Below are 21,089 nucleotides of genomic sequence, written 5' to 3' on the forward strand. Positions count from 1 at the left end.
AACCGGAATAAACGGCGCTTTATGTGCAGATTCTGATTGGCATTGTTGCCGGGGTCTTCGTCGGGCATTTCCACCCTGACATCGGTTCGCAACTCAAACCATTCGGAGACCTGTTCATCATCCGCGTGCCTATTCGATGCCTTGTCCAATACATCAGAATGGGCTTGGGCAGAGGCAGTTTCTTCGAGGGCGCGATTACACGCCTGGCGAGCGCATCGACATGGGACTATCCTTGCCGTACAGAGGAGAGAGACATGGACCGCAGCCACGATCGTATCGAAAAGCGCGAGCAGAGTTGGTACCGCGAGCGCGATTGCGCTTTAAACGAATTCGTCGCTTTGCTAGAGGATGATGACCACGGCCCGACCCGCTATGCGGCGGAAATTACGCAGCGGATTCCCATTTACGACTGTCCCCAACTCGATGGCATGACACGCGATGCATCGCAGAGAGCGCAGTTGCAGGCGGAATGGGCGCGCGTGCTTCACGATGGCGCAGGGGTACTCGTGCTTCGGCGGGCATTTGTCGATACCGGACCGGTCGACGATGCAACGGCTGTCTTCGAATCCATTATTCGTAGTGAACGCGAGCAAGGCTCGAGTGCGGCAGACCACTTCGCCAAGGCAGGCGCGAATGACCGGATCTGGAACGCCCAGGAGAAGCTCTGCCTGCGAGCGCCTGAAGTCTTCGCGGAATACTTTTCGAATCCAATGCTGATGATTATGTCGGAAGCGTGGCTCGGACCGTGTTACCAGATGACCTCGCAGGTCAACGTGGTTCGCCCAGGCGGCGCTGCCCAACAGGCGCATCGCGATTACCACCTCGGCTTCCAGACGGCTGAAAGGGCTGAACGCTATCCCGCGCACGTGCATCGAATGTCCCCCTTCCTAACTCTGCAGGGCGCGGTGGCGCATAGCGACATGCCGGTCGAAAGTGGACCGACCAAGCTCCTGCCGTATTCGCAGCGATATCACGAAGGATATCTGGCCTGGCGCCGGGCCGAGTTTCGGGCGTATTTCGAGGACCATTTCGTCCAGCTGCCGCTCTCCAAAGGCGACGTTGTGTTCTTCAATCCCGCGTTGTTCCATGCGGCCGGCGCAAATCGCACTGCGGACGTACAGCGCATGGCGAACCTCTTGCAGGTCTCATCGGCTTATGGCCGGGCGATGGAAGTGCTCGACCGCAGGGGGATGTGCGAGGCGTTGTATCCAGTACTGCGTGAACGCCGCGCGTCGGGGCGGATAAGCGACACGGAAATCACCGCGGCAATCGCATCCTGCGCTGAGGGCTACCCGTTCCCGACCAAGCTCGACCGCGACCCGCCGATCGGCGGATTGGCGCCGGAAAGCCAGCAGGAACTCATGCATCGCGGACTCGACGAGGAGTGGGATCCCGCCCGCTTCACGCTCGCCTTGAACGAGCACGCAGCGCGACATTGCTCCACCAACCCACAATCCGGCACGAGTTAACGATTTCTTTAGACTCAGTCGATAGTGCAAAAGACGATCTGATCGCAGGATTGACGAAGCGATAGCCACGCGACGCCGCGTCCTCGCGGGGACCGTCCGGGATCGCCTTCCTGCAAAGAACCCGAACATGACCAAATTGAATACTTCGAGCGGTCATTCCGTGCTACCGACCAGCATGGTCCAGCATCGATACGCTGTCATCGAGCCTTTTCGGATTAGGGACGAATCGTGGAGCATGGAAATCCCTGACATCGCCAGGCATAACTATCGTTTTTAAGCGGACGCCGTACCGGAGGCGTGTGTTCAGCCACCACCGTGTCACCCGACTTCGACGACAGTGCATGATCGTTCGGCTCACGTAGCTCACGCAGCCCACGTTCGGCTGCTCACTTCATTCGCTGCCACACCACTTTCGACGCACCATATCCGAAGCTCCCGGGCGTGACGTACGTCAGCCGGTCGCCATCGAGTGTGAACGGGCGCTGCTGAACATCGCCGTCCCAGTTTGGAAAGGTACTTTTCTGAATGCGGAAAACAATCACCTGTCCGGCTGGATCGACGGTATAGGTGCCAAAGTGTGCGAAGTTGCCCTGCACGATGCGTTCGTTCTCTTCAGAGGTACCCGATAAGCGGTTACCGGATGCGAACTTCGGCAAGTCCGCACGAACGCCGAGTAAAACATAGCGGCCGTCGCTGCCGAAGATGAGTTGCCCGGACGGATGCGGACCGAGCACGTCGACGTCGCTTCCACTTCTCGAGACGGTCAGCGAAACCAGAGACCATGAACCCGCCACGCCAGGCGGCGTCTGAGCAAACGACTCCGGGACAGCGAGGCATATTGCGAGGGCCACCAGCGCGGCGGCCCTCAGGGTTTGGTGCAAGGATGTCATGGCGTTCTCCGGCACGGGCGAGGGCGGAAACATTTCCTTCGACTCCCGGCGTGCAATGCCTGCTTCGTCTTCGACCTTCAGAAGACAAGCTACTAGGATAGCTTTCCCGGCCACGACTTCCAATGAACATCCGTCCTCAAGTCATTTCCGCCGCCAGCAGATCTTCGATCATGATCGGCAGCTTCCGCACGCGCACGCCGGTGGCATGATGGGTCGCTTCGGTAATCGCCGACGCGATGCCCGCAAGCCCGATTTCCGCAATCCCGCGAGCGCCGAGTTCGTTGAAAACGGTGTCCGGATGATCGAGAAAGGTCACGTCGAGTTCGGGAGTGTCCGCGTTCGTCGCGACGACGTAATCGGCCAGGTTGCTGTTGATCGGCGCGCCCGTCTGTTTGTCGTACATGGTGTGCTCAAACAGCGCCATGCCGACGCCCATCACGACTGCGCCTTCGATCTGGTTGCGCGCGGCGCGCGGATTGACGATGCGCCCGCCATCGATCACCGTGACGACGCGGCTCACCCGCAACCGCGCGATCTCCGGCTGCCAGGTGACTTCAGCGAAGTGCGCGCCGTACGAATAGATCGAAAAGCGTTTCTTGAGCGGATCGTCGAAGCCGCCTTTGGCGCTGCCGCTGCCTGAAGCGGCGCGCATCTTCGCTGCCTCGAGAATCTGGCCGAACGGCACGCCGCGCTCAGGCGTCTCGCCCTTGCGATGCACATATCCCGCGCTGAACGCGAGTTCGTCTTCACTCGCACCTTTGAACGGCGATCCGTCGACGGCCGCCGCACGCGACAGCAACAACTTGGTGGCCGCGCGCACCGCATCGAGCACGGCGGGAATCACCGAAGCCGTTGCTGCGCTGCCGCCCGAAATCGGCCCCAGAGGCAACACGGAATCGCCGAGACCCACCTCGATGCGCTCGAGCGGAATGCCGGTTTCCTCGGCGACCAGTTGCGCGAGCACCGTGTACGTGCCGGTGCCGATGTCCTGGGTGCCGCACACCACCCGGGCGCTGCCGTCCGCTCGAAGATCGACGTCCGCCGCAGCGGAAAAGCGCAAGCCTGGCCAGACACAGGCGCCGACGCCCCAGCCCAAAGTCAGGCCGTCGCGCTGCATCGAGCCGACGCCCGGCGTGCGCCGCGACCATCCGAAGCGCTCGGCGCCCATGCGCAAACATTCGGTGAGATGCCGTGAAGAGAACGGCAAACCCGTGCTTTCGTCGATGCGCGGTTCATTGCGCAGCCTCAACTCGACGGGATCGAGGTTCAGCACATGCGCCAGTTCGTTCATCGCCGATTCGATTGCGTACAGGCCGGGCACCGCGCCTGGTCCGCGCATCGACGTCGGCGAACCGACGTTGCGGCGCGTGACGCCCGAGGTCACGCGCAGATTCGGCGTGCTATAGATGAGGGGCGTGACTTCGCCGCAGCTTTCCTGATAGTCGTCGGCGATCGCAGTGTGGTTGACGTAGTCATGCTGCAATGACGTGAGTTTGCCGTCGCGTTCGGCGGACACCCGCACGCGCTGTTGCGTGACGGGGCGATGGCCGACGTTCTGGAACATCATCTTGCGGCTCACGACCAGCTTTACGGGACGACCCGTCTGGCGCGTCGCCGCCGCCGCGAGTAGCGAGTGCGGCCACATCCACAGCTTGCCGCCAAAACCCGAGCCGAGATAGCGGGAGATCACGCGAATCTTTTCCTTTGGCACGCCGAGCATCTGCGAGAGCGTGCCCAGGTGGACCGCAATGGCCTGAGTGGTCTCGTAGAACGTGTAGTTCTCACCGTCCCAGTCCGCGATCGTTGCATGCAGTTCGATCGGGTTGTGCGTTTCCGTCGGCGTTACGTAAGTTGCGTCGAGCGTTGCCGGCGCAGTGTCGAACGCACGGTTCGGGTCGCCGCGCTCGCTTTCGACCTTGGGCTTGTCGTCGGCCTCGAGTTCGTCGCGTACGTCGTGCGGCGTGACTTCGTAGCGGGCTCCGATCGCCGCCGATGCCGCGCTCGCCGCCTCAAAGGTATCGGCGATCACGACGGCGATGTACTGGCCGTAGTAGCGGATGATGTCGTCCTCGAAAGGCGGCCGCGCTTCGTCGACGAAGCCCGTCTCCATCGAGTTGCCGGAGAGCCGGTAGAAGCGGCCGATATTGTCTCGATGCAGCACCGCGTGCACGCCGGGCATCGCCTCGGCGTCCGCGATATCGAGCGACACGAGCCGGCCGCTCGCGATCGTGCTGCACACCGGCACGGCAATCAGCAGATCGGGCAGATTCACGTCGGAAGTATAGGTGGCGCTACCGCTGACCTTCAGCGGTCCGTCAACGCGCGCTTGAGGCTGTCCGATCACGGACAGCACGGAGTCGGGCAAGGTAGACATGGTGCGTTCCTCTCGATGGACGGTTCAGGGCGTCGCGGCGGTAGCCTGGGTCAGCGCATGGACGATGCAGCGCCGCGCGAGTTCGACTTTGAAACCGTTCTGGCTTTGCGGCTTCGCATTCGCTAGCGCGGCATCCGCAGCCTTGCGGAAGGTCGCGGCATCGGGTGCTGCGCCGCGTAGCACGGCCTCCGCTTCGAGCGCGTGCCAAGGCCGCGTGCCAACGCCGCCGAGCGCGACGCGCACATGCCCGATGCGGCCACCGTCGAGCGTCACGACCACGGCCGCCGACGCCAGCGCGAACTCGTACGACGCGCGATCGCGCAGTTTCAGATAAACAGAGCGGGCGCCCGCGGGCAGCGGCGGCAGTGTCACGTGCGTGATGAGATCGCCCGCGTCGAGCACGTTCTCACGCTGCGGCGTCGTGCCCGGCAACACGAAGAAATCGTCGATCGCGATGCTGCGCGCGCCGCCCGTGCCTTCGACGTGAATGGTCGCGTCGAGCGCGGTCAAGGCGACGTTCATGTCCGACGGGTTGGTGGCGATGCAGGCGTCGCTGGCGCCGAGAATGGCCAGCGTGCGATTGAATCCCTGGATCGCAGGACAGCCCGAGCCCGGCTCGCGCTTGTTGCACGGCATCGCGGTGTCGCGAAAGTAGACGCAGCGCGTGCGTTGCAGCAGGTTGCCGCCGGTCGTCGCCATGTTTCGCAATTGCGCCGACGCTCCGGCGAGCAGCGCCTGCGACAGCACGGCGTACGGTGCTCGGATCAGCGGGTGCAATGCGAGGTCGGCATTGCGTGCCGTTGCCCCGATCTTCACGCCGCCGTCGGGCAGCGCTTCGATACGGTCCAGCGGCAGCCGGCTGATGTCGATGACTTGCGTCGGCTGCTCGACGTTCAGCTTCATGAGGTCGAGCAAGGTCGTGCCGCCGGCGAGAAAGCGCACTTGTGCACCTTGCTGGGCCGTTGCGGAAGTCGCGCCCGCTGTGATCGCGTCACGCACGCCGTTGGCGCGCGACAACTGGAAGATTTCCATGATGGCACTCCTCAGGATTGGCCGCGCACGCGCTGGATCGCCGCGACGATGTTCTGATAGGCGCCACAGCGGCACAGATTGCCGCTCATCGCTTCGCGCACTTCGGCGTCGTCCGGCCCGACCGCTTCACCGAGCAGGGCGACCGCGGACATGATCTGGCCCGACGTGCAGTAGCCGCACTGATAGCCGTCGCATTCTACAAACGCGGCTTGCATCGGATGCAGCGCTTCAGGCTGACCGATGCCTTCGATGGTGGTGATTTCGTCGCCGGCGTGCGCGCAGGCGAGCAACAGGCACGCATTCACGCGCCGTCCGTTCACGTGCACTGTGCACGCGCCGCATTGGCCGTGGTCGCAACCCTTTTTGGTGCCGGTGAGGTGCAGATGCTCGCGCAGCGCATCTAGCAGCGTGGTGCGCGGATCGAGCGACAGCGTGTAGAGATTGCCGTTGACGGTCAACTCGACTGGCATCGTCGCGTTCGCGGAAGGCTGACGGGTGGTCCGAACCGCGTCGGGGTCGGCGCTTTGTTGCGGGGTTTTGGAGGCGGTCTGTTGCATCATGCATTCTCCTCATGGCGAGAGAGGCCACGATCCGGCGACAAGGGGCGGTCGGGCGGCGGGCTGAAGCAGGATTTGGACCCATTGGCGAACGAATCGCCGGGGTGTCGGACATTCGGGTAGCGGGCGTCGTAAGACGCGTCACGCACGCAAGGTCATGGATCAGCAAGTCTGATGCCCAGGTGCGCCGCGCGTGAAAATCATTTGCGCCTGACCGGCTCGACTAATCGCGAATGTCGCGATCAATCTACCGCAAATGTCGAAGAAAAAAAGCCGGACGTGTGAGCGTCCGGCCATTTTTGAAAGAACTGGTACAGCTTCGAATATTCAGGGCCTCAAAACGGCAGAGGCTCCTGTCGCCGACAGATGCGCGGACTTCGTGGTCCGCGCCCGATTGAAACTAGGCCTGCAGAACCTTCAGCAACTCTTTGGCAGTCGGCCCGGAGGAGGCCGGATTCTGGCCGGTGATCAGCCGTCCATCGACAACCGTGAGCACGGCCCAGTTCTCCACCTTCTCAAAGTGGCCGCCCAGACGCTTGAGCTCGTCCTCGACGAGAAAGGGCACAACCTTGGTGAGGCCCACGGCTTCTTCTTCGTCGTTGGTAAAGCCGGTAACGCGCTTTCCCTTGACGAGAGGCTGTCCCTCGTAGGTCGCCTTGAACAGAACACACGGACCATGACAGACAGCGGCGACCGGCTTGCCCGCATTGTAGAAATCCTCGATCAGCGCAATCGAGTTCTTGTCGTTGGTCAGATCCCACATTGGGCCGTGGCCGCCGGCATAGAAGATCGTGTCGTAGTCGGCGGCCTTGACGTCGGCGAGCTTGACGCTGTTGGCCAACGCCTTCTGGGTCGCAGGATCTTTCTTGAAGCGCAGCATGGTGTCGGTCTGATTGTCTGGATCGTCGCTTTTGGGATCGATTGGTGGTTGGCCGCCCTTGGGTGAGGCCACGGTGACCTCCGCACCGGCATCCGTGAACGCATAGTAGGGCGCGGTGAATTCTTCGAGCCAGAAGCCGGTCGGCTTGCCTGTATCGCCGAGCACGTTGTGCGAAGTCAAAACCAACAGAATTTTCATTGCAGTCTCCGTTCTTTGAGGCCAGTGCTAAAGCGCGGCTTCGCCGCAGGGAATGCTTGAGGTTGAAGTCGTTCCTCGGAGCAGATGTTCGTGGTCTTCGCGTTGCCGCGGAATTGGCGCGCGTGGGCCGGGAGGATGAAGACCGCCAGACCCGATGAAGGGGAGCGCTGTCGCAGCCATCTGCTGTTGCGACGCATGTGATGACCGCTTGTATTCTGGTCCCGTTCCCGAGTCGCGCTATCACACCAAGGTATCGCCTAATCATGCGATGGTATGCGCGGCGCTTTGCCGATCGACCTGCGACGCCATGGCGCAATGCCGGTAGCGCCGCTGTTTTCATGCTGGCATCAATACGGAAGATTATGTCGTCGCGTGCCGTGTTTCCGGAGACCTCGAAGTGGGCAACACACGGCTCACCGGCGCAGTCGTCAAAGCGACTCACGCTACGATGCGAGATAGCTGGCGCGACGCTAGAATGCAGGATGCAATAAGATTCGACTATGCGCCGACTCTGCGTATCGAGGTGTAATACGCTCGCTGGGAAGCGTCGTGCGCATCTTCACCACACATCAGGAGCGTACGTTATGGCGACATACATCGTCTTCACCAAGGAAAGCACGCAGGATCAGGCTGAACTCGACATCTATCAAAGCAAGGTGGGCGAGACCTTCAAGGGTCATCCCGTCACGGTCCTCGCTGCCTACGGACCTCAGCAGGTTCTCGAAGGCGACGCGCCGGAGGGTGTGGTGATTGTTCAGTTTCCGTCAACAGAAGCCGCGCGTGCGTGGTACGACAGCCCGGCGTATCAGGAAGTCGCACAGCACCGGTTCAAGGGTGCTCGTTACCGCGCGGTTCTCGTCGAGGGCGTGTGACGAAAAGGCGGCAACGATCGGCGCGCGGAGAGTTGCCTTAGTCTTTACTTTGCTTCGATTCAATCTGCTGCCGAAGCCGCTCTTCGTGTTCCTGTAGCTCAGGCGTAAATGCCTCGCCAAAATCCGCAGCCTCGAAGAACGGGCGAATTTCGATTTCCGAATCGCTCGCCATCGGGTTCGGGCAGCGGCGTACCCATTCGATCGCTTCTTCCATTGATTGCACTTGCCAGATCCAGTAGCCCGCGATCAATTCCTTGGTTTCGGCAAACGGACCGTCGACGACGGTTCGATCCTTGCCAGAAAATTTCACGCGCACGCCTTTCGAGCTCGGTTTAAGTCCGTCGCCGCCGAGCATGATGCCGGCCTTGACCAGCTCCTCGTTATATCGGCCCATCGCTTCGATAAGTTCCGTGCCGGGCATTTGACCGGCTTCGGATTCAGCGGTCGCCTTGACCATGACCATAACGCGCATTGGGATTCTCCCGTCCAAAGTTGAGGCTCAGATTATGTGGGAAGACATTCGGTGCCTTCAACACCACGACGAACGAGTGCGCGCGAAATCGACAGTTGGCTCCGAGGGTTTCTTGTGCTTAGCGGAGACTGGGCGGGAGGCGCTTCTCAGCGCTCAACCACCTTGAACACCCGATTCTTGTCGAGCGTGGCTGGATCCAGCGCTTTCTCGGCACCGTCCGCGGGCAGCGCGGGGCTGGCGTCTTCCAATGCGCGGCCGGTGTAGCGGCCCCGTGGCCGAATGACCTTGCCCACCCTGAGCTGTTCGATGCAATGCGCCAGCAAACCCACGCTTCGGGCCGTTGCGAACAGCGCGAACGACGCATCGCGCGGCAACGCCAACTGCGCCGCCAATGCGGCAAGCGCGATGTCGATATTCGGCTTGAAGCCGGTCAGTTCAACCACCTTGTTGATGAACGACGTGAGTTCTCGAGGCGGATCGAGCACGTCGAGCAGTGCGGCTGCTCGGGCATCGCCGTCTGGATAGAGGTGATGCCCGAACCCTGGAATGGGCGTAGCCGACTGCAAATGATGGACGACGACATGCTCCGCACCGAGTCTTGCGACGTCGTCGAACACGGCCCTCACGCGGCCTGACGCGTCGCCATGAAGCGGGCCTGAGAGCGTCGCGAGCCCGGTGAGCAGGCATCCCGGCAGGGATGCGCCGGTGGAGGCGGTAATTCTGGCGGCGAACGCCGAACTCGTCGTCTCGTGGTCGGCCACGAGAACCATGGCGCGGCGGATGAGTTCGGCGCCTTCGCGGCCCTGGCCCCAGCCGAGTGCGAGCCGTTCATGCGTCGTTTGTGCATCCGCATCAGAGCGCGCGCCAAACGCTTGCGCGATCAGCGCGACGAGCCGGCCAGCCTCGACATGAAGCGCGCTGTCGGTGCGTCCGAGGGTCGAGTGCCCGCTGGCCGCGAGCGCCGCCAGCGATGTGAACGCGCATTGCCTGCCGCGCTCGTCGCCCTGTAGCGGCAGGTCGCCGGGTTCGAAGGAGACGGGGCCGCGCGCATTCCAGAGAATGGCCGCCACGTCTTCGAGCGTCGCCGTGTCCGACAGCCGGATGCTGTCCCGTCCCCGGTAATACGGCCGACCCTTTGAGAAGGTGGTAATGCCGCTGTAAATGCAGGGCTCGGTGCCGAATATGGTCCCGGCGGCGAGCGCCTCGCGCTTGCGTCCAACCTGTTTTTTGCGGCACAGGCCGGCCACGTCTTCCGCACGATACAGGCTCTTGCGCGGGTCATTCGGATCCGGCATGACCGCGATGTTGCCGCGGCTGACGTACGCATAGATGGTCTGCGCTTGCACGCCGAGTTGTCGAGCCGCTTCAGTCAGCGTGATCCAGTTTCGCATGGGATGGCAGGCAAGGTGATGCAGCAGAGCCGTTACGACGCGGACCGCGCCATGCAGGCGAGCGCAACCGATCGAGCGTCAATATTGACGTCTTTTCAGGTAAAAGTCATCTCGGCGGGTCGGCGCTCCAGGATCTCGACGAGAATGTCCCCTGGCGATCGCACGAAGCAGGCTCGGACGCCGGGGCGGACCTGTTTGATCGGCTCGACGATTTCCGCGTCGCAGCGCGACAGATGCTCGAACGCGGCATCGAGATCATCCACGACCACGCCGAAATGATCGATGCCCTGTTTCCGCTTACTATCGGCGCGGCCGGTTTGCGCGCCCGCTAGCGCCGTGATGAAGAGGTTGATGCTGCCGATGCGCAAATCCACTCGCCCCGGGCGACGCACGATCTCGGCGTTCAGACAGCGCGCAAACCATGCGGCGGTGGCCTCGGCGTCGGCCGAGCACAGTTGCAGATGATCCCACTTGAATTCCATCATACGATTTCACCGGTAGTCAAAAGCGTCACAGTTCGATGCGGGAGAGCTTCCCCAGCAGCACGGAGTAGGAGAACGCGCCGAGCAGGCATATCGCGCCCATCAGGTTGAGCGCCCAGTAGAAGTGGCCGGTGTGGTGAGTGATATAGCCGATCATGAGCGGCGTCGTCACGCCCGCAATGTTGGCCGCGAGACTCGTGATGCTGCTGGTCAGTCCCACGTATTGGCGCGGCGCGATTTCGGAAACGGCAGCCCACGACATCGACCCGACACCTTGCGCGAAGAACGCGATAGTGAGGATGGCGATCACCGCCTCGTTCGACTCGACAAAATTGACCAGCACGATCGATGCGCCCAGCAGCGTGCCGACGATGAGCGGCGTCTTGCGTGCCGTGGAAATCGACACGCCGCGCCGGATGAAAAAGTCCGAGAGGGAGCCGGCGAGAAGAATGCCGGCCGTCGCGCCGATAAAAGGAAGTGCCTGGAAGATGCCGACCTTGATCATCGACATATGACGCGCTTCGATCAGATAGGTCATGAACCACGTGGTGAAAAAGACAAGCAGCGTGTTGTTGCAGAACTTGCCGACGCAGATGGCGAGAATCTGCCGGTAACTAAGCAGCTTGAGCGCCATACGCCAGTCGAACTTCTCGCGGGGCTTACGCGCAGCCGTAGAGCCGTCGTTGATGTATTGAAGTTCGGCGGCATTTACGCTCGCGTGCTGATGCGGATCGCGATAAACCCGGTACCAGAAAAGACTGAACAGAATGCCGACGCCGCCCGTGACGTAAAAGACCATGCGCCAGCCATACGCGGCGGAAATCCACAGCAGCAGGCCGGTGAACAACGGCGTGCCGATGTATTGCCCCATGACATAGACGCTGGTCGCGAAGCCGCGCTCGCGGGCGGGAAACCATAACGTCACGGCACGCGCGTTTGAAGGAAAAGCCGGCGCCTCCAGCGCGCCGATGGCAAGCCGCGAGCCGAGCAGCATGTGATAGCCGGTCGCGAGACCTTGCGTTAGCGTGGCGAACGACCAGCCGAGGAGGGACAGTGCATATGCCACGCGCGAGCCTAGAACGTCGGTCAGTACGCCGCCGGGCACCAGCCCGATGGAGTAGGCGAGGCCGAATGCGGCAAACAGCTCGCCCATCTGCATCTTGTCCAGCGCGAGGCCTTTCGAGAGTCCCGGCGCGACGATGCCGAGCGCCGACCTGTCCACGTAATTGAGGATGGTTGCCGCGAGCAGCATCGAGAGCACGACGTATCGCACTTTGGAGCGCTTCGTGGTATCCGCGTAAGCCGGGTTTCGCGCCGACAATGTTTGTTCCTCTACGACTTTCATCGGTGTCTCCAGTACGTTGGCCGGTTGTTCTTTTTATATTCGGCGTGGTGCGATTTATCCGCGGCCGACGAACGGCATCGCGCTCGCCATGATGGTCATGTTGAGGACGTTGGCTTCGAGCGGAAGACTGGCCATATGCACGACGGCATTCGCGACGTGCGTCACATCCATTCTTGCTTCAGGCGCCACGCGTCCGTCCGCTTGCATCACGCCGCGGTTCATGCGTTCTGTGAGCGATGTGGCCGCATTGCCGATATCGATCTGGCCGCACGCGATGTTGAACGCGCGTCCGTCCAGCGCGATCGAGCGGGTGATGCCGGTGACCGCATGTTTTGTCGCCGTATAGGCGATGGTATGCGGCCTCGGCGAATGAGCGGAGATCGATCCGTTGTTGATGATGCGACCGCCTTGAGGCGACTGTGCTTTCATCAAGCGATAAGCGGACCGGGCGCACAGAAAAACGCCGGTCAGATTGGTGGCCACGACATCGTTCCAGAAATCGGCGTCGTAGTCTTCCAGCGGCACCGCGCCCGCATTGCGGCCCGCGTTATTGAAGAGCACGTCGAGGCGGCCGAATGCCTCGGCAATGCGCGAAAACGCCTGCTCGACCGATGCCGCATCGGCAACGTCCGCCTGGAATACATGCGCTTCTCCACCGGCCATGCCGATGGTTTCCTTGGTTTCCAGCAGCGGCTCGGTTCTGCGCCCGATCAGCGCAACGGCGAATCCCGCATTGGCGAGCGCCACGGCGGCGGCGCGGCCGATCCCGGAGCCGGCGCCGGTCACAGCTGCGAATTTCTTCGATGCAGGCATTTCACTTCCTCTCGACAGTTCGGTTGAACACGGGAAGCAGAGTTGCATTCGCGCTATCCGTCGAGCAATCTTGATTCATTGAATCAACATCTGGGCGCTTTACCGATGGGGCGCGCACCAGGGTTTTCCTGATGCGCGCGTTGCCGGCGGCGCGTGGGTTCGGAGATGGAACGCAACGCATCGCAACGTGCATGGTGCGCCAGGGACGAATAAAGGGGGGAATCGTTTTCGATAGTTGATTCTTCCAATCAACATTGACGGTCCCGTCTGCGGTTTCGTAGTCTCTCGACGTCTGCCCTACCCAAGGAAAAACCATGTCGGAAAATAACCGCACCAGGCTGTTGATTGCGCGAAAGGTGCCCACAGCCGTGGCGAATCGCGCCGAGGCCGAATTTCATGCCTTCGTGACCGAGTCCGATATGGACGCGTGGTCGGTCGTCGACTTTTGCAAAAAGCACGCAACGCCGGCCGTATTGATCGGGAAGAAGTCGGGTCTGCAAGCGGAGCACATTGCCGCGCTGCCCTCGACGGTGAAAATCATTGCGAACGCGAGCGCGGGTTTCGATCACATGGATGTGGCGGCCGCCCGCGAGAGGGGAATCGTCGTCACGAACGCACCCGATGCGTTGACCGAATGCACGGCCGACTTTTCCCTTCTGCTCGTGCTGGCGGCTTGCCGCCGCGCGTCGGAATATGAACGGATCATGCGCAACGGTTGGGGCAAATCATTCGGGATGACCGAGATGCTGGGTACGCGCGTCAATGGCAAGACGCTCGGCATTGTCGGATTCGGGCGTATCGGGCGCGCGGTCGCGAAGCGTGCGCAGGGCTTCGGCATGCGCGTGATCTATACGGACATCAACCGTGCGGCTGCGTCGCTGGAAAATGGCGCGACGTTTTACAACAGCCTCGACGAAATGTTGCCGCACTGCCAGGTGTTGACGCTGCACGTGCCGGGCGGAGGCGTTCCGCTAATGACAAAAAGAGAATTTGCGCTCCTGCCGGCGGGCGCGGTTTTTGTCAACGCGGCGCGTGGCGCACTGGTGGATGAAGACGCGCTCTACGAAGCGCTGACCTCGGGACATCTGTTTGGTGCAGGTCTGGACGTGTACCGGAACGAGCCCAATGTCGATAAGCGGTTCGCCGGACTCGACAACGTGTTCCTGACGCCTCACATGGCCAGCGCCACGATGGAGACGCGCGATCAGATGGGTTTTACGGCGCTGGATAATGTTGCCGCTGTGCTGAATGAACGGCCTGCATTGAACCCGGTCTGACGTTCGCTTTTCAAAATCGGAGCTTGCAATGTGCGAGCGGTAGATGGGTGTTTCAACCATGCGCCGCAATCACCGGCTTTCGCAATAAATTCATGAGCGTGGTTAGCCGCCAGTTCATGCTTTGTTTGATGCGCTTACGCCCACCGCAATGGAGCGCGGTGGGCGCAAGCGCTAGAGCGACAGACTGGCCGTCCGCATGGCACGGCTTACCTGTGGATGTTATTAGTTGTTATTAGTGCTCGCTCGGTCTGATGGCGGGGTCGCTTTCTACCACGTCATGGGTGGCTGACCAATACGGCTGGCGGTTGTAGTAGCTGTACGTCGATTCTCCCCACTTCGCGTCCGCCATTGTCGGCCAGTGGTCCTTGTCGAAACCCGGGTCGTCCTTGAGACGCTGTGCGGTAATGTCGACGATAAAGCACTTCTCGTCCGTGTCGAGCGTCAACGCACTCCATGGGATGGCGTGCAAGGTGGAACCCATTCCGAGAAAGCCTCCCTCGGAAAGTACCGCGTAGGCAATGCGTCCGTTCCTGACGTCCAGCATGATGTCCGAAATTTTCCCGACATGTTCGCCATCAGAGGACATGACCTTGTTCCCGTCGAGCGTTGCCGCGGCCATGATGTCCGGTCCCGGTCCTTCGCCCATGCCACCGCCGACGATTTCCGCTCCGCGGCGGGTGTCACCTTGCGGGTTGATTGAGCCCATGATTTACCTCCTTCGAAAAAAGGTAAACCGGTTGCGCGCAAGCGGTGTTCCCGAGTGGGTCAGGTTGGTCTCAGGTTTTTGAGTCGACCCAGATACGCCCCCAGACAGTGGCGTATTGCATTGCCTGTTCGTGGTCGTAGAACAGATCCAGCGAGGCGAATGCTCGCGGCGGCCGTCCGGGCTGTTCGATAACGAGGTCGGCGGAATGCAAGCCGTCGCCGGTCGGCGTCGTACTTGCGCGGAGACCATACCCGCGATGAGAGCTGATTCTGGTGGCCGGTGTGTTCGGCAGGATTTGCATTTGATTTATTTGGGGTGGCGACGCCCGCTCTCTCAGTGGCGCGATTGTCCCGTCAATATGTGAAGGTTCGATGACGAGAATCGATTGCCGCTAGAAGCAATTCGTACGACAAAACACCAGTTGATGTAAGCGGGGCCGCTACGTCGGACAGCCGAGCTGCGTGGCGAGGTCATTCATATCCACTGCTGCAAAATCCCAACGCTGTTCGGCATGCAGGTCGCTTTGCTGGTCAGGTCCGTGTTCGACGGGGCGCACGACGAACGCCGTCTTCAAGCCGCATTGACGTGCCGCTGCGAGGTCGCTGTTATGAGCCGCCACCATGCAAACCTCCGCGGGGTTCAGACCCAGGATTTCGACCGTATCGACGTAGACTTGTGGCGACGGCTTGTATGCCCGAACGACTTCCGCGCCGAGAATTGCGTCCCACGGAAGCGCGGCGCGTTTCGCCATATCGATCATCAGCCTGATGTTCCCGTTCGAGAGCGGGGCAATCATGAAGTGGCGCTTGAGTCTCAGCAGTCCTTCGACTGAATCGGGCCAGGCGTCCAGGCGATGCCAGGCGTGATTCAGTTCATCCAGTTCCGCCGCGGAAATTGAACTGTTGTCGACGCCATAGTCGGCCAGGACCTTGAGCAGGTTTTCCTTGTGCAAAACGTCAAGCCGGACAAACTGCCGCCGCCCGCTCCGTATCTCCTCCATGGCGGGCGCATATTGACGTCGCCACGCGTCTGCAAACGCGAATGAGTCGATTGCCACGGCGTGACGGCTGAGAAATTGACCGACGTCGCGAGCGACGCCACTTCTCCAATCGACGACCGTCCCGAAGACGTCGAACAAAAGAGCCTTGATTTCCGGGCTATTCGGCATGTGACGGACCTTTTCATGCGGTGCGGAGAAACAAGTCTAACCGGATATGTCCCTGACCCCGAGGCGCATAGGCATCCGGTTTTCTGGAGTAAGCTGACTGTATTAAAGGCGCGGCTTGCCGCGCCGTTTCAGACCGTGGAGCATGTTATGAAAACGCTGGACGCAATGTCGCGCGCGGGCCGCGCCGTTGCGCTGGTTGTCCTGTCCGCCGCTTTGTCCGGTTGCTACTACTACGTGCCCTATGGCTACGTTCCATACGGCGTTGTGCCGACGGCGGCCGCACCGCAGCAATACTCTTTCTCGACGGCCGCCACAGCAGCAGATGGTGCGGCCGTGTCGGATGCGACTGTGGCGACGAACACCTACATAGCACCAGCTGTGCCCGCCTTCGTTGCGCCCGCGTATTATCCAGTCGCGTATCCCTACTACGGCTCGCCCGCGTGGTGGGGACCCTCAGTGTCGCTGAGTTTCGGCTATTGGGGCGGCTGCTGTTATGGCGGTGGCCGATACGGCTATTGGGGCCGCCACGGCTACGGCTACTGGGGCCACGGATATTCAGGCGGTTGGGGCGGTCATGGCGGCTGGGGTGGCCGCGGATACCCTGGGCACGGGATGGGTGGCGGCCACTACTGGGGCAGTGGCGGAGGACACGGGCGTTCGCATTGAGCGCCCGGGATATACACCTTGTCAGCTCAAGAAGCCCGAACTGTCGCCAGACGCGTGCCCGCGAACGGGTCTCGACTCCAGTCGATGGCAGGACGTTGACGGCTAGCCGATGCCGACGGTTTGTCGATCGCAAAGTGCGTCAGTGATTGTCCGGCGCTCGTGGCTTGTTTTAGCCATTGCGGCATATCGCCCTTGCCGTCCCAGGTGTCGCCGAAAGCACTGCGATATCGCGCCGACTTTTGGCGCGCCCTGTCTTCGGCGATCGCCGCTTTGAGGTCCGCCACCTTGATGCCGACTGTGGTCATCTTGCGGCGCAGGTACGCAATCATGCTGAGGCGTTTTTGCTCGTCCATGTCGGTTTCCCCTTCGAAGTTCGAGGCTCGTAGCGGTCTCGTGTCGTCTTGCCTTGCCGACACGTCCCGTCACGAGACAATTCGGATGTGGGAAGTATCGTGTCGAGAAAAGCGGGCGTCGATGTGCGATTTCTGAAAACACTGTTGCAGGCAGAGTGGCAAAACCTTCGCGACCCTGGATGGCAGATCCCATCTCGACCCACTAGGCAAAAACCGCGTCTGCGTTGCATGGGGACAGTGGGTTTAAACATTCGCTTTCGTTTCGACTTTCTGCGCCCTATAACGTATTTGCAGGGGCGACTATTACGTGCCAACGGGTCCATGAAATCCGTTGACATTGGCTGCTCGCACGCCATCTCGCGTCCATCGACCTTCGCCTGGCGCACTGCGCTTCGCTTCTTCCCAACTGCCTGAAACTCTGGCCTCGGGCGGTGGGCCCGCGGATTCGAAGACAGCTTCGCATCCGCACATCCTGCATGGATTTCAATCGCGCGACACGCGCATTACGAATCACATGGATGGAAAACTCAACCTGGCTTAAGGAGCCGACATGAAATTACGATTGATGGTTGCTTCTGCTTTCGGGTTGTTTGTCATGGCCGGGTTTGCATATGCGCAAAGCATGCCCGATGCTGCACAACCCGCTCCGCAGCAAAGCGCCGCGACTCAGGCTGATTCTTCGCCCAGTACGGGGATGGAAGCCTACGGCGGCACGCCTGATACCCGGATGCAAAGCGGCGCGCGCCATGCCAGGCCGTGCAGGGTAGACCCGCAATGCAACGTTTTTTTCGGAGGCAGCTAACACCGACTGACCGCGCGTGAGTCGACAGCCTATGGCGCTGTCTGCTCGCGTCGGGCACGGGACCGGCGCCTGTGGGCAGGCTGGCCGGATCCTCTTTCATCCATTGAGGTCCGCGCGCGCAGTGATATGGACGGTGTTTGCGAAGCGTCCCTGCTGGCTTCCGCCGCGAACGGAAAGCGCTTTGCACGCCAAGTTTGACTGCTCGCGAATCTTGATCTGGAGGTACTGGCCACAAGCGGCAAGTGTCAGGACTTCGACCGCGGTTCCGGCCAGGGCCAACCTCTTTTCTCGTCGCGCGCATCCGCTTGCGCAGTCGGCTCGACCTTGACCGGCGGCTCGATTGGGCTGGTCTCATTGGGGACATCGTGCGACGGTTCAGCCAGAGCGTCTTTGCCGTGATTCGAGAGTGCGGTGCCGAACCACTTCACTTTCTTTCGGACGTAGCCGAGATACGCGTTCCAGCCGTCGGGATTTGCTTCAAACAGATTCTGTTGGACGGTTGACGCGAGTGTGTCCCGATTGAGATCCGCCTCGAGCAACTCGCTTGGCCACGAGAAAAATGAACGGGCGACGCGTGTGCCGAATTCGCTCGTCGTCATTGTTGGCGACAGGGCGTGAAGGAACGCGAAGTGCTCCAATGAAGCATGTTTCTTCACAAGATGCGCCACCGAGGCGCCCGGTTCGTTCGCGTCGTTTAAACAGTTCAACGCGGCGAGAATGTCGCCCAGGTGAAGGAGCAGTTCTCGTCGATCAAATCGATCGTCCATTGCAGAGTGTCCGGTCATTTCGTCCTTGCTTGAAGTGCGCTGTCTCGTGGTGCTGTTCAGAAGCAACCTGCACAGCATTAGTCGCTTCTTGATACATCCGGTTCAGGAAAAAGAAAATGCGAACCGAAGTTCGCATTGGCAGACGCAAAAGGTCTAAGAAAGACGCAGGGTCTTAATGAACGGCGGATACGCTCGACACGAACTGCTTGGCAGCCTTGTTAGCCGATTCATAGGTCGCATTCGCTGCCGAGAGAACCGAGTTCCACGCGGCAACAGCGGATTCGCTTCCGGCCGGTGTGTTCTTCTGAAGGCTCTCGACGAAACCTTGTGCGTCCCGTTGGAACTGCTGGCCCTGCGCTGTCGCAGCGGCGGTGATTTCGCTCTGAACGCCGGACACGATTTCATGAACCCGGCGGCCGTACGCAACTACTTTTTCCGCCACTGGCTGAGAAAGACTTGCTTGCAACGCGAACAGCGCGCCCGGGTTGCCGGCTGAGAGAGCTTTGGTGACGATTTCCTGGTTTTCGGCGAGAACTGCTTTACCAACTTGCAAATTCAACGCGACCAACTGTTCGAAACCTTCAAATGCTTTGTTCGTCAGACCGAAAAGCGCCTCAAGGCTGGATTGTTGGGCGGCAACCAATTGTTGGGGAATAAGAGTGCTCATCACTGCTCCGTAAGGGTAAGGCGGCAAGAGTGCGAGGGGCTCTGAGTGGAAACAAAACCGCGCGCCAAGAGGGGCAACGTAAATTGCTGCGCTGCAACAAAACCCATTGTACGGGGGATTATCGGGATGTCAATCGGTTTCGCTGTGAGGTCGATGAATTCTTTGCGACGGCAAGGCCAGCGCCGCCGTGACGAACTGGCACGGCCAGTCGACTTGCGCCCTTGAATTGTCGATAATCGCTCTCCCGAGCAGAAGCAGCCGCTGGCTACACTACGGTTTCCTGATTGTGGTGCGGCAAACGTTGAACGACCTGAGCCGCACAAACAGATCGCCCCCGGAACACCCTCCAGCCAAGAAAGGAAAGGAGAGAACGCATGCCGAGCCTTGAGCGAGTACGACCAGCTATGCTTATCGACTCTGTCTGGCGTATGGCGCTTCGCCTCGGATTCCAGTTCGCTCGCGTATGGTGGCATCTTCGGCGGCCTCACCATGAAGGCGCGCTCGTCGCCATCTACGTCGGTCAGGCGCTATTGCTTGTGAAGTCATCGTATCGGGCCGAGTGGAATTTTCCCGGCGGTAGTGTCCACCCCGGTGAGGCGCCTGATGCAGCAGCGCGGCGTGAAATGGAGGAGGAGATTGGCCTGTCGACTGGCAGATTGCTCCCCGCGGGCAGCGCCTGCGGCATTTGGGACGGGCGAAGAGACCGGGTGCATTTCTTTGAACTGCGCCTCGATTGCATGCCCGCGCTGCGGCTCGATAATCGTGAGATTGTCGCCGCGCGTCTGGCATCGCCGGAGGAAATGCACAGCATCGCGCTCACAAAAGCGGTCACTGCGTATCTCGGCAAAGATGGCCGCTGTTAGTTGGCCCTTTTCCTTTCTGGACATCCCGGCATTTCCTGGCGAAAGCCTCGTCGTTTTCCTGCACGAACTGGAAGGTAGCGCTACTGCCTTCAGTTGCTCATCCGCCGCGTGATCAAACCGGCTAACGCAACGTCAGCGAGGCCGAAGCCGAGCGACTTGAAAATCGTCACGTCGCCTCGGGCGCGAGGCTCGATCCGGCGGTTCGCGAGCACCGCACCCAGTTCGATGATGTCGTCCCAGGCGACCACACCCGGTGCGGCCATCAGCAGATCGCCCGCTTCGCTGCGGGCCTGTTCGAGCGACTCGACGACGAGTGTATTCGCGCGCGCCAGCAGCGCGTCGTCGAGTTCGCGCGCATCGGGTTTGCTTGAACCGATCGCCGCGATGAATACGCCCGGCTTCACCCACGTGCCGTCGAAGAGCGGCGTCGCGCTACGCGTGGCGGTGACGATCACATCGGCGGCGCGAGCGGCCGCTTGCGCGTGGCTGGCTTCGATCAGTTTGTCCGGGAACAGCGCCTGCATTTCAGCAACCGTTTGCGCCACATGGTCGATGCCGACGATCAGCACCCGCTCGATGCTGGACCCGTCAGCGAGCGCACGGATATGTGCTCTCGCTTGCCGGCCGGTACCGAACACGGCGAGCACCCGTGCGCCGGGTCGGGCGAGTGCGTCGCTGGCGATACGCGTGACCGCGGCGGTGCGGAATTCGGTCAGTGCGTCGCCGTGAAGAATCGATATCAGGCATCCGTCGTCGCTCGAAAAGAGCGGAACGACAAAATCGAACCGGCCGCCATGCGTCGAATAGACCTTGGCGCCGCACACGCCGCGCGACGGCAGGATCGCGCCCATCATGCTGACGGATACATGCTCGCCCTTCGTTCTGACGCGCGGTTGAACCGGAGCGCGGCCCGCGCCGTGTTCCGCGAGCGCGATGCGCAGTTCGGCAATTGCGTCGCGCATCGTGATGAGGCGGCGCACGTGGTCGTCGGTGATGAATTGCATGATTGGCGTGATCGGAGGAGAGTGAGTCGGAAAGAAGACGC

Annotated in this window: 23 protein-coding genes; 6 read left to right on the forward strand and 17 right to left on the reverse strand. The window is 61.1% G+C overall.

Going from position 1 to position 21,089, the window contains the following annotated elements:
• Nucleotides 1-23 precede the first annotated feature (23 nt).
• Nucleotides 24-1,469, forward strand: coding sequence for a phytanoyl-CoA dioxygenase family protein (locus tag BPHYT_RS20900; RefSeq protein WP_238535729.1), 1,446 nt, complete (start codon nt 24-26; stop codon nt 1,467-1,469).
• A gap of 386 nt (nt 1,470-1,855) precedes the next feature.
• On the opposite strand, the gene BPHYT_RS20905 is transcribed toward BPHYT_RS20900, so the two are convergent.
• From BPHYT_RS20905 to BPHYT_RS20925, 5 genes are all read right to left on the reverse strand, one after another.
• Nucleotides 1,856-2,473 carry a lipocalin-like domain-containing protein gene (locus BPHYT_RS20905; RefSeq protein WP_238535796.1) on the reverse strand — a complete coding sequence of 206 codons (618 nt, stop codon included), beginning with the start codon at nt 2,471-2,473 and terminating at the stop codon, nt 1,856-1,858.
• A gap of 22 nt (nt 2,474-2,495) precedes the next feature.
• Nucleotides 2,496-4,733, reverse strand: coding sequence for a xanthine dehydrogenase family protein molybdopterin-binding subunit (locus BPHYT_RS20910; RefSeq protein WP_012426104.1), 2,238 nt, complete (start codon nt 4,731-4,733; stop codon nt 2,496-2,498).
• A gap of 24 nt (nt 4,734-4,757) precedes the next feature.
• Entirely contained in the window at nt 4,758-5,765 is a 1,008-nt protein-coding gene (locus tag BPHYT_RS20915; protein WP_012426105.1) for an FAD binding domain-containing protein, read from the reverse strand.
• Nucleotides 5,766-5,776: 11 nt separating this feature from the next.
• Nucleotides 5,777-6,325 carry a (2Fe-2S)-binding protein gene (locus BPHYT_RS20920; protein ID WP_012426106.1) on the reverse strand — a complete coding sequence of 183 codons (549 nt, stop codon included), beginning with the start codon at nt 6,323-6,325 and terminating at the stop codon, nt 5,777-5,779.
• 397 nt (nt 6,326-6,722) lie between these two features.
• Nucleotides 6,723-7,400: a type 1 glutamine amidotransferase domain-containing protein gene (locus tag BPHYT_RS20925; protein WP_012426107.1), complete on the reverse strand. Its 678-nt coding sequence runs from the start codon at nt 7,398-7,400 to the stop codon at nt 6,723-6,725.
• Between the two features lie 584 nt (nt 7,401-7,984).
• Here BPHYT_RS20925 and BPHYT_RS20930 point away from each other — a divergent pair.
• Nucleotides 7,985-8,272 (forward strand): DUF1330 domain-containing protein, encoded by a 288-nt coding sequence (locus BPHYT_RS20930; protein WP_012426108.1) that lies wholly within the window; start codon nt 7,985-7,987, stop codon nt 8,270-8,272.
• A gap of 37 nt (nt 8,273-8,309) precedes the next feature.
• Here the strand turns inward: BPHYT_RS20930 and BPHYT_RS20935 are convergent, their stop codons facing one another.
• The 5 genes from BPHYT_RS20935 to BPHYT_RS20955 form a co-directional block, all read right to left on the reverse strand.
• Nucleotides 8,310-8,744: a YciI family protein gene (locus tag BPHYT_RS20935; RefSeq protein WP_012426109.1), complete on the reverse strand. Its 435-nt coding sequence runs from the start codon at nt 8,742-8,744 to the stop codon at nt 8,310-8,312.
• A 146-nt stretch (nt 8,745-8,890) separates the two neighbouring features.
• Nucleotides 8,891-10,135 carry a citrate synthase gene (locus BPHYT_RS20940; protein WP_012426110.1) on the reverse strand — a complete coding sequence of 415 codons (1,245 nt, stop codon included), beginning with the start codon at nt 10,133-10,135 and terminating at the stop codon, nt 8,891-8,893.
• Nucleotides 10,136-10,230: 95 nt separating this feature from the next.
• Nucleotides 10,231-10,620: a VOC family protein gene (locus tag BPHYT_RS20945; RefSeq protein ID WP_012426111.1), complete on the reverse strand. Its 390-nt coding sequence runs from the start codon at nt 10,618-10,620 to the stop codon at nt 10,231-10,233.
• 25 nt (nt 10,621-10,645) lie between these two features.
• Nucleotides 10,646-11,962, reverse strand: a complete 1,317-nt coding sequence (locus BPHYT_RS20950) for an MFS transporter (RefSeq protein ID WP_012426112.1) — start codon at nt 11,960-11,962, stop codon at nt 10,646-10,648.
• A 54-nt stretch (nt 11,963-12,016) separates the two neighbouring features.
• Nucleotides 12,017-12,775 carry an SDR family oxidoreductase gene (locus BPHYT_RS20955; protein WP_012426113.1) on the reverse strand — a complete coding sequence of 253 codons (759 nt, stop codon included), beginning with the start codon at nt 12,773-12,775 and terminating at the stop codon, nt 12,017-12,019.
• 314 nt (nt 12,776-13,089) lie between these two features.
• Between BPHYT_RS20955 and BPHYT_RS20960 the strand changes: the two genes are divergently transcribed.
• Nucleotides 13,090-14,052 (forward strand): 2-hydroxyacid dehydrogenase, encoded by a 963-nt coding sequence (locus tag BPHYT_RS20960; protein ID WP_012426114.1) that lies wholly within the window; start codon nt 13,090-13,092, stop codon nt 14,050-14,052.
• A 232-nt stretch (nt 14,053-14,284) separates the two neighbouring features.
• On the opposite strand, the gene BPHYT_RS20965 is transcribed toward BPHYT_RS20960, so the two are convergent.
• From BPHYT_RS20965 to BPHYT_RS20975, 3 genes are all read right to left on the reverse strand, one after another.
• On the reverse strand, nt 14,285-14,758 hold the full coding sequence (locus BPHYT_RS20965; protein WP_012426115.1) for a PRC-barrel domain-containing protein: 474 nt from the start codon (nt 14,756-14,758) through the stop codon (nt 14,285-14,287).
• Between the two features lie 70 nt (nt 14,759-14,828).
• Nucleotides 14,829-14,969, reverse strand: coding sequence for a hypothetical protein (locus tag BPHYT_RS39170; RefSeq protein WP_238535730.1), 141 nt, complete (start codon nt 14,967-14,969; stop codon nt 14,829-14,831).
• Nucleotides 14,970-15,197: 228 nt separating this feature from the next.
• On the reverse strand, nt 15,198-15,926 hold the full coding sequence (locus BPHYT_RS20975) for a haloacid dehalogenase type II (RefSeq protein WP_012426117.1): 729 nt from the start codon (nt 15,924-15,926) through the stop codon (nt 15,198-15,200).
• A gap of 147 nt (nt 15,927-16,073) precedes the next feature.
• Here BPHYT_RS20975 and BPHYT_RS37415 point away from each other — a divergent pair, with 147 nt between their 5' ends.
• On the forward strand, nt 16,074-16,592 hold the full coding sequence (locus BPHYT_RS37415) for a hypothetical protein (RefSeq protein ID WP_012426118.1): 519 nt from the start codon (nt 16,074-16,076) through the stop codon (nt 16,590-16,592).
• A 26-nt stretch (nt 16,593-16,618) separates the two neighbouring features.
• On the opposite strand, the gene BPHYT_RS20980 is transcribed toward BPHYT_RS37415, so the two are convergent.
• On the reverse strand, nt 16,619-16,945 hold the full coding sequence (locus BPHYT_RS20980; RefSeq protein ID WP_012426119.1) for an H-NS family nucleoid-associated regulatory protein: 327 nt from the start codon (nt 16,943-16,945) through the stop codon (nt 16,619-16,621).
• A gap of 550 nt (nt 16,946-17,495) precedes the next feature.
• Between BPHYT_RS20980 and BPHYT_RS37420 the strand changes: the two genes are divergently transcribed.
• Complete coding sequence (locus tag BPHYT_RS37420; protein ID WP_012426120.1) at nt 17,496-17,747, forward strand: hypothetical protein; 252 nt, start codon at nt 17,496-17,498, stop codon at nt 17,745-17,747.
• A gap of 245 nt (nt 17,748-17,992) precedes the next feature.
• Here the strand turns inward: BPHYT_RS37420 and BPHYT_RS20985 are convergent, their stop codons facing one another.
• Together BPHYT_RS20985 and phaP are read right to left on the reverse strand one after the other, a co-directional pair.
• Entirely contained in the window at nt 17,993-18,532 is a 540-nt protein-coding gene (locus tag BPHYT_RS20985; protein WP_238535731.1) for a hypothetical protein, read from the reverse strand.
• 154 nt (nt 18,533-18,686) lie between these two features.
• Entirely contained in the window at nt 18,687-19,181 is a 495-nt protein-coding gene (phaP, locus tag BPHYT_RS20990; protein ID WP_012426122.1) for a TIGR01841 family phasin, read from the reverse strand.
• A 374-nt stretch (nt 19,182-19,555) separates the two neighbouring features.
• Here phaP and BPHYT_RS20995 point away from each other — a divergent pair, with 374 nt between their 5' ends.
• On the forward strand, nt 19,556-20,044 hold the full coding sequence (locus BPHYT_RS20995; protein ID WP_012426123.1) for an NUDIX domain-containing protein: 489 nt from the start codon (nt 19,556-19,558) through the stop codon (nt 20,042-20,044).
• An 89-nt stretch (nt 20,045-20,133) separates the two neighbouring features.
• Here BPHYT_RS20995 and BPHYT_RS21000 read toward each other — a convergent pair whose 3' ends face one another.
• Nucleotides 20,134-21,048 (reverse strand): ornithine cyclodeaminase family protein, encoded by a 915-nt coding sequence (locus tag BPHYT_RS21000; RefSeq protein WP_012426124.1) that lies wholly within the window; start codon nt 21,046-21,048, stop codon nt 20,134-20,136.
• Nucleotides 21,049-21,089 lie beyond the last annotated feature (41 nt).

Origin of the sequence: Paraburkholderia phytofirmans PsJN (genome assembly GCF_000020125.1) — a bacterium.
Taxonomy (GTDB): domain Bacteria; phylum Pseudomonadota; class Gammaproteobacteria; order Burkholderiales; family Burkholderiaceae; genus Paraburkholderia; species Paraburkholderia phytofirmans.